This window comes from Microbacterium sp., assembly GCF_011620715.1.
Taxonomy (GTDB): Bacteria; Actinomycetota; Actinomycetes; order Actinomycetales; family Microbacteriaceae; genus Microbacterium.
In genome coordinates, this window is record NZ_WOYP01000123.1 from 49,680 (window position 1) to 57,923 (window position 8,244).

Annotated in this window: 8 protein-coding genes and 1 riboswitch; of the genes, 2 read left to right on the plus strand and 6 right to left on the minus strand. The window is 70.9% G+C overall.

Annotated features, from left to right (window positions below; translation table 11 throughout):
* Positions 1–44: 44 nt before the first annotated feature.
* The 5 genes from QZV84_RS11375 to QZV84_RS11395 form a co-directional block, all read right to left on the minus strand.
* Entirely contained in the window at positions 45–836 is a 792-nt protein-coding gene (locus QZV84_RS11375) for an enoyl-CoA hydratase/isomerase family protein (RefSeq protein WP_292829519.1), read from the minus strand.
* 37 nt (positions 837–873) lie between these two features.
* Complete coding sequence (locus tag QZV84_RS11380; protein ID WP_292829521.1) at positions 874–1,638, minus strand: SDR family NAD(P)-dependent oxidoreductase; 765 nt, start codon at positions 1,636–1,638, stop codon at positions 874–876.
* Between the two features lie 172 nt (positions 1,639–1,810).
* The gene (locus QZV84_RS11385) at positions 1,811–2,599 is read right to left on the minus strand and encodes an energy-coupling factor transporter transmembrane component T (RefSeq protein WP_292829533.1); all 789 of its coding nucleotides are present in this window, start codon (positions 2,597–2,599) and stop codon (positions 1,811–1,813) included.
* Positions 2,593–4,059 (minus strand): ABC transporter ATP-binding protein, encoded by a 1,467-nt coding sequence (locus QZV84_RS11390; protein WP_292829535.1) that lies wholly within the window; start codon positions 4,057–4,059, stop codon positions 2,593–2,595. The genes QZV84_RS11385 and QZV84_RS11390 overlap by 7 nt, the downstream gene beginning before the upstream one ends.
* 27 nt (positions 4,060–4,086) lie before the next feature.
* On the minus strand, positions 4,087–4,719 hold the full coding sequence (locus QZV84_RS11395; protein WP_292829523.1) for an ECF transporter S component: 633 nt from the start codon (positions 4,717–4,719) through the stop codon (positions 4,087–4,089).
* Positions 4,714–4,822, minus strand: a riboswitch (TPP riboswitch). (Overlaps the previous gene by 6 nt.)
* A gap of 94 nt (positions 4,823–4,916) precedes the next feature.
* Here QZV84_RS11395 and QZV84_RS11400 point away from each other — a divergent pair.
* The gene (locus QZV84_RS11400; RefSeq protein WP_292829525.1) at positions 4,917–6,383 is read left to right on the plus strand and encodes a D-alanyl-D-alanine carboxypeptidase; all 1,467 of its coding nucleotides are present in this window, start codon (positions 4,917–4,919) and stop codon (positions 6,381–6,383) included.
* On the opposite strand, the gene QZV84_RS11405 is transcribed toward QZV84_RS11400, so the two are convergent.
* The gene (locus QZV84_RS11405) at positions 6,376–6,597 is read right to left on the minus strand and encodes a hypothetical protein (protein ID WP_292829527.1); all 222 of its coding nucleotides are present in this window, start codon (positions 6,595–6,597) and stop codon (positions 6,376–6,378) included. The two genes, QZV84_RS11400 and QZV84_RS11405, sit on opposite strands and share 8 nt — an antisense overlap.
* A gap of 137 nt (positions 6,598–6,734) precedes the next feature.
* On the opposite strand from QZV84_RS11405, the gene QZV84_RS11410 reads away from it, so the two are divergent.
* On the plus strand, positions 6,735–8,180 hold the full coding sequence (locus QZV84_RS11410; protein WP_292829529.1) for a DUF2252 domain-containing protein: 1,446 nt from the start codon (positions 6,735–6,737) through the stop codon (positions 8,178–8,180).
* Positions 8,181–8,244 lie beyond the last annotated feature (64 nt).

Below are 8,244 nucleotides of genomic sequence, written 5' to 3' on the forward strand. Positions count from 1 at the left end.
CTGGGGCGCTGCCGCCCGACATCAGGATCGTCTTGCCGGCAGGCTCACGGGTTCTCTGTCGAGGCGGCCTTCTTGCGGGAGGCCGCGGCGAAGGCCGCGACGCGCACCTTCGACTCATCGGCGTCCAGGCTCACGCCGATCGTCTTTGCCTCGTCGGCCAGGTTCTCCTCGAATGTGCGATGGGCCCCGACGCGGATGAGCCGCTTGGCCTGTCCGAACGCGGCGGTGGCGTTCTCGAGCCAGAACCGCGCGACCTGCTCGGCGCGCCCGGCGAGGTCGGAGAGCGGAACGACCTCGGCGACAAGGCCCCAGTCGAGTGCTTCTTGCGCGCCCAGGGTGCGGTCCTGCAGCAGCAGCTGCAGCGCGCGGCGCTGGCCGATCGCGGCCGGCAGCAGCGTGGAGACGCCGAGGTCGGGCGTGAGGCCGATGTTCGCGTACTTGCTCACGAACTTCGCCGAGTCCGACGCGACGATGTAGTCGGCGCTCAGCATGAGCCCCAGCCCGCCGCCGGCGACAGCGCCCTGCACGGCCGCGACGATCGGCTTGTCGCTGAGCACCCACGTTCGGATGCCGTCGTGGATGACCTCAGCGGTCGCCGAGACGCCGCCCCCGCCTCCGCCTGAACTCGCCATCATCATGACGTCGCCCCCGCCGCAGAACGCCCGGCCCGCGGCATCCAGGATCACGGCCCCCACGGAAGGGTCGGATGTGACCTCGCGGGCGATGTCGCGCCACCGCGTGCCCATCTCGAAGTTCACAGCGTTGAGGGACGCCGGGCGGTTGAGCGTGACGCGGGCCAGGCCGCCCTCGCGCGTGAGAAGGATCGAGTCGCTCATGAGTCTCCTTGATCGGATCCCGGCGCAGCCGCGCCGGTCATCTCGGGGCCATGCGGATCGCGCCGTCGAGGCGGACGGTCTCGCCGTTGAGGTAGCCGTTGTCGACAATCGACAGTACCAGTCGTGCGTACTCGTCGGGCCGGCCGAGGCGTGCCGGGTACGGCACCTGCTCGCCGAGCGAATCCTGCGCCGCCCGCGGCAGTCCGGCGAGCATGGGCGTCTCCATGATCCCGGGCGCGATCGTGACGACCCGGATGCCGTACCGGGCGAGTTCCCGCGCGATCGGCAGCGTCATCGCGTGCACGCCGCCCTTGCTCGCCGAGTAGGCGGGCTGCCCGATCTGACCGTCGAACGCGGCGACGCTCGCGGTGTTGACGATGACCCCGCGGTCCCCGCTCTCGGCGTCGGGATCGGTGTGCGACATGACGGCCGATGCCTGGGCGATCACGTTGTACGTGCCGATCAGGTTCACGCGGATGATGCGCTCGAACGCATCGAGCGGCGAGGGATTGCCGTCGCGGTCGAGCACTTTCGCCGGGGGCGCGATACCCGCGCAGTTGACGACGACGCGGAGGGGCCCGGATGCCGCTGCGGTCTGCACCGCCGCTGCGACCTGCTCAGGGCTGGTGACGTCGGCAGGCGCGAATGTGCCGCCCAACTCGGCGGCGACGTCAGAGCCGGCCGAAGCCGGCAGGTCGATGATCGTGACTGCCGCACCGGCTGCGGCGAGCCGGCGAGCCGTCGCGAGTCCGAGACCGCTCGCTCCGCCGGTGACCAGGGCAGAGGCTCCGGCGATGTCCATGTGCTCTCCTTCGAACGTGCGACTGCATTCCATTCTAGGCGGGACTCAATCTCACCGCTCACGGCCGGACGGGGTGTCGGTCTGGTGCAGGTCGGCCATCCGCCCCGTGATCGCGTCGGTGCGTGCACAACGCAGAGACTCTCGACCCGACCGCCGAACGCCGACCGAACGGCTACGCTGCGCCGCCGAGGATGAAGTTCCATGAGCCGGTCAGGACCGCGACCGTGATCGCGGTCGCCGAGATGGCGGCGCCGACGGCGAGCAGCATCCAGTCGCGCCAGCCGAAGCGCGACTCGCGGGCCCACGTGCGCGGCCCGCTGCCGCCGAACCCGCGCGCCTCCATCGCGGTGGCGAGGGTCGATCCGCGGCGGATGGACAGCACGAGCAGGGCGAACGCCATGCCGAGCGAGCGGCGCACCCGACCCGTGTCGGCGACCCCCCGCGCACGTCGCGCGAGCGCCAGAGCGCGCCAGTCGTGGGTCAGCAGCCCGAGCAGGCGCATGCCGGCCAGGCCGCCGAGCACGAAGCGCGCAGGCAGCCTGAGCAGCTGGGCGAGCCCGTCGGCCAGATCCGTCGGGTCGACCGTCACGAACAGCACCACCGCGGGCAGGCCGATCGCCAGCACGCGGAAGAACGTCGCGAGAGCCAGCGTGAGCGAGCCTTCGCTGATGCGCACAACGAACCACTCGGCGTACACCTCTCCGCTGGTCGCTCCGTAGAGCGCGATCGTCACTGCGGCCAGCGGCGCGGCGATCCAGATCGGCAGCGTGCGAACCCAGAACTCGCGCCGGTGCAGGCCCGCCGCAGCCAGCAGCGGCAGCTCGAGCAGCAGCGCGACCGCGGCCGAGACCGGATCGATCGTGAGCACCAGGGGCAGCGCGATCAGCAGCGCCGCTCCCAGCTTGGCCACCGGGTTCAGCGCCGCGATCGGGCCGCGCCGGGTCGCCGTCGCGCTCACGATCGTGCCCCGATCGCGAAGCGGCGCGCGCACAGGGCGTCGAGCACGGTCTCGTCGTGCGTGATCGCGACGACCGCAGCACCCGCGTCTTCGCCGGCGCCGTCGCGCAGCCGCGCGATGATGGCGACGAGCTCGGCCCAGGTGGCGGCATCCTGCCCGAACGTCGGCTCGTCGAGCACCATCACCCGCGGGCGCGTTGCGAGCATCGCGGCGACGGTCAGCCGCCGCTTCTCGCCGCCCGAGAGGGTGTAGGGGTTCGCCTCGGCGAGAGCTGACAGCCGCAGCCGCTCGAGCAGCTCCTCGACGCGCGCCGCGATCTCGGCCGGCGGGAGCCCGAGTGCACGCGGGCCGACCTCGAGCTCGGCCCGGACCGTCGTGGTCAGCAGCTGATGCTCCGGGTCCTGGAACACCGTTCCGATGCGGGTAAGCAGGGCCCGCGACGACCACGTGATCGGGTCGCCCTTCGCCCCGTCGGACAGCAGAGCGGATGCTGCGACCCGGCCCGCCTCGGGACGGACCAGGCCCGCCAGAGTCAAACCGAGCGTCGACTTGCCGGCGCCATTGGGCCCCACGATGCCGAGCACCTCGCCGGCGCGCACCTCCAGATCGACCGGTCCGGCGACCGCAGTGCCGCGCACGCGCGAGACCACCAGCGACTCCGCCCGCAGCAGCGTCTCGCCGGGCGCTCGAGCGGGCGGCGCCGGAGACGCCGGGGGGATGCCGGGAACCCACACTCCGCCGGCGGCGAGCTCAGCGCCGCGATCGCGCAGCACCGCCTCGGGCGACCCATCCGCGACAAGTCCGGATGCCCCGAGCACCAGCACCCGGTCCACGAGCGGCAGCCACACCTCCAGCCGATGCTCCACCACGATGAGCGTCGCGCCGGTGGCTTCGACGACCCGCCGCACGGCATCCCGCACCTCGATCACGCCTGCGGGGTCCAGGTTCGCGGTCGGCTCGTCGAGCAGGATGACCCCGGGGCGCATCGCGATCACGCCGGCCAGCGCGAGGCGCTGCTTCTGCCCTCCGGAGAGGGCCGACGTCGATCGGTCCAGCGCGACCGCGAGTCCGACCGCATCGAGCGCGGCGCGCACCCGCGGCCAGATCTCCTGCCGCGGCACTCCGAGGTTCTCGCACCCGAACGCGACGTCATCCCCCGCCCGCGCGAGGATCACCTGGCTGTCGGGGTCCTGCAGCACCATGCCGGCGCGGCCGCGCGCCTGCGCCGCCGGTTCGCCGTCGATCGTCAGGGCTCCGGTCTGCTCGCCCTCGTCGTCGCCCCCCAGCAGGCCCGCGAGGCCGGCCAGGAGGGTCGACTTGCCCGAACCCGACGCGCCGAGCAGCAGCACGCGCTCGCCCTGTTCGATGCGGAAGGACGCATCCTGCACCGCCCACTTCAGGCGCGTGGCGTAGCGCCACCCCCACCCGCGGGCCTCGACGCTCGCGGGCCGACCCGCACTCATCGCGGCGGTCACGGGCAGGGCGCCGCGCTAGACGCGCCGTGTCGCTTCGCGACCCGAGGCGAACCGGTTCAGCGCTCCGGTGGCCGCGAGCCCGCGTGCGACGAACCACGACCCGGCTCCGGCGATCAGGGCCCCGGAGATCGTCGTGGAGACGATGTACACGATCGTGAAGGTCGTGTCGGCTCCCGCGTACCAGAGGATGCGGTCGTTGATGCCGCACGCCAGCCCCGCGCCCGCACCGGCGAGGATCGCGACCGGCAGACGCCAGACTGCGTAGGCGAACAGCAGGAAGACGATCTCGGCGCCCAGCCCCTGCACGATTCCTGAAACGATCGTCAGCGGCCCCCACTGGCTGCCGACGAGCGCCGAGATGACCGCGGCGACGAGCTCGGTGTAGAGCGCGGCGCCGGGCTTGCGGATGATGAGTCCGCCGAGCACTCCCGCGACCAGCCATGGTCCGGCGAGCAGGCCCTGCAATCCGGGCAGCAACGGCCCCAGCAGCGCACTGGGTGCCTGGTAGCCGACGTTCCAGAGCAGGAAGACGACCGCGCATGCGACCGCGATGACACTGGCCACGACGATGTCGACGACCCGCCACCGCCATACCACGTGCGAAAGGCCACGACGGATGCCGGCGGATGAGGACGTGGAAACACTCACTGCAGATCTCCTTCCTGCGCTGGCATGACCCAGATCAGGTTCGACGGTCGAAGCGTTTTCGCTTCCTCTCAGCCCGGCACACCGGACTCCCGTGTTGACGGAATGATTATAGCCCGGCTGCGACGGGGTAATTTAGGCGAATGACTCCCGACGACGCTGTCGCGCCGGCGCCCACACGGCGTGCGCGCTCGAGGGGAGTGTCCTCGACCGTCGGTGTCGTGGATGCCGTCGCAGGGGCGTCTTCCGTCGAACCGACGACCACCCATCCGCCTGCCGCACCGCCACTGCCGACCGCACCGCCGCTCCCGACCGCACCGGCCCGTACCCGCCGCGTCGCGATCGCCTGGGTGGACGAGGAGGCTCTCGCGCATGCCAGGCCGGCCGCGGGCGGGCTCGACGCAGCGGCATCCCCCTACGTGCCCGTCGGTCCTGATCTGCTCAGCAGCCCGCCGCGGCGTTCGCCGCTGCGCGCCGGAGTCATCGTTCCGATCGTGATCATCGCCCTGCTGATCGGGGCGTACTCGGCCACGACGCTGCTGTGGCCCCTGCACGCGATCCCTCCGACGATCGACGCGACGCAGGTCGACCCGATTCCGGCTTCGCCCGCCGCGCTCACCTGGCCCGGCGTCGGCAGCGCGGCCGTCGCGGTCGCGGGGATCGACGGAGCGCCGGCATCCGCCGCCGACGCCGTGCAGATCGCGAGCATCACGAAGGTCGTGACCGCACTGCTCGTGCTTGATCGGATGCCGCTCGCCGCAGGCGAGCAGGGGCCCGAGTTCCGCTTCACCTCGCGGGACAGGGCGGCGTACTGGGATTACCTGGGCGAGAACGAGTCCGCGCTCGACGTGCCGGTGGGGGGCACCCTGACCCAGTACCAGCTCCTGGAGGGCATGCTGATGGGCTCGGCGAGCAACTACGCCGACCGCCTCGCCGGCAACCTCTGGCCGACGGATGCCGTGTTCGCGAGCGCCGCGAGCACGTGGCTCACCGCGCACGGCGTTCCCGGGGTGACGGTCGTCGAGCCGACCGGGATAGACCCGCGCAACACGGCCAGCCCGGAGGCGCTGATCACCCTCGCCGAGAAGGCGCTCGCCGAACCGGTGATTGCGGAGATCGTCGCGAAGCAGTCCGTCGAGCTGCCGGGGGCCGGCCTGGTCGCGAACACGAACGGCCTGCTCGTGGACCCCGGAGTGGTCGGCGTGAAGACCGGCTCGCTCGACTCGTACAACCTGCTCTCGGCCAAGGACATCGTCGTGGGCGATACGACGGTCCGCGTCTACAGCGCCGTCCTCGGCCAGCCCGACGATGCGGCCCGCCTCGCGGCCTCGCGCTCGCTGTACGCCGAAGTCGAAGCGGGCCTGCAGCCGCTGCCGTCGGTGACCGAAGGCACCGTCGTCGGACACGTCACCACGCGGTGGGGTGAAGAGGTCGCGATCGTGACGTCCGAGGATGCTGACGTCATCCTGTGGAACGGCGGGGCCGGAGCGGTCACGACGATGTTCTCGCTCGGCGACGCGCGCCAGAAGGGCGCCGGTGTGGGAACCCTCTCGGTCGCGGGGCCGCTCGATTCGACGAGCACGACCGTTGCGCTCGCCGCCGACATCGAGCCGCCGAGTGCCTGGTGGCGGCTGACCCACCCATTGGACCTGTTCGGCCTCAACTGACCGTTGTGACCGTCCGATGCCGGTAGTTCTGCACCAGGATCAGGATGCTGACGCCGAACACCCAGCCCGGGAAGATCAGCGTCACCCACAGGCTCAGCGACGTCACGAAGAGCAGGAGCGCAGCGGTGAACAGCACCGCGAAGAGGACTCCCGCCAGCGCGGCCGCGCGCGGTGATTCCAGCGGTCTTAGGGCGGCGGGTTCTGGGTGTGCCACGGTGACATCCCTTTCGGGTGATCTTTCGCATCTCGGACCTCGCCAGTATTCCGCCTCGATGGGCGAGTTGGCAGACTGTGCCCAGGACTCGCCGGGCGCCTTCTCGCGGGCGTCGACGAGCCACGAAGGGAGCACCCATGGCCGACGAAGGCATGACCGCTGAGACGATCGCTCCGGCTCCGTCCGATTTCGAGGGCCGACGCGCATACGGACGGGCCGCACGGGTACGCGCTCCGCGCTCAAGTCACGCCGCGTGGTCGCCGCCCGAGGACCGCACCGACCCGGTGGCGCTGCTCGAGGAGCAGGCGACCTCGCGCGTCACCGACCTCGTGCCGGTGCGACACGGCCGCATGATGGTCTCCCCCTTCACGTTCTACCGCGGCGCCGCGCTGCTCATGGCCGCCGACCTCGCGCACACACCGAGCAGCGGCCTGACCGTGCAGCTGTGCGGTGACGCGCACCTGTCGAATTTCGGGCTGTTCGGCAGCGCCGAACGTCGCCTGGTCTTCGACATCAACGACTTCGACGAGACGCACCCCGGCCCGTTCGAGTGGGATGTGAAGCGGCTCGTCGCGAGCTTCGAGATCGCCGGCAGGCATCGCGGCTTCACCGACGTAGAGCGACGGGAGATCATCCTCGCGGCCGCGCGCGGATACCGCGAGCGGATGCTGCGAGCCGCCGAGTCGGGTGTGATGGAGGCATGGTACGACCACCTCGACGCAGAGTCCGTTCAGGGGTGGGTACGCGCGGAGCGCGAGGCCGCCAAAGCCGGCGAGCGGCAGGTGAAGACGTTCGATTCCGTCGTCGCCAAGGCGCGCACGAAAGACAGCACGCTCGCGCTCTCAAAGCTCGTCTCCACGAAGGACGGACGGATGCGGATCATCGCCGATCCGCCGCTCATCGTCCCGGTCGAGGACCTCATCACCGAGGACTTCGGCATCCAGAACCCCGAAGAGTCGATGCGCGGCATCCTCACGGCGTACCAGAGCACTGTGCCCGCCGCGACGCGGCGCCCGCTCGCCGAGTTCTCCTACGTGCACATGGCGCGCAAGGTCGTCGGCGTGGGCAGCGTCGGAACTCGCGCGTGGATCGTGCTGCTGCGCGGGCGTGACGATGCCGACCCGCTGTTCCTCCAGGCGAAGGAGGCTCAGGCATCAGTGCTCGAGCGCTTCCTCGAGCCGTGCGCGTATGAGAACCAGGGCGAGCGCGTCGTGCGCGGGCAGCGCCTGATGCAGGGCTCCAGCGACATCTTCCTCGGGTGGCAGCGGGTCAAGGGCGAAGGTCGGATCGAGCGCGACTTCTACATTCGCCAGCTCCACGATTGGAAGGGGTCTCTCGACCCGGAGAAGGCGGCGCCCAAAGGCGCGTTGCTGTACGCACGGATCTGCGGTGAGACGCTCGCTCGTGCGCACGCCCGATCGGGCGACCGCGTCGAGATCGCCGCCTACCTCGGCAAGTCCGACACATTCGACAAGGCGATCGCCGATTTCGCCGAGTCCTACGCCGACCAGAACGACGCCGACTACCGCGCCTTCACGGACGCGATCGCCAGCGGTCGATTGAAGGCCGTGCAAGGGCTGTGAGACCGGGCGCCTAGAAGCGCACCGGGAAGGTGAACAGCACGATCAGTCCGACGACGGCGATCGC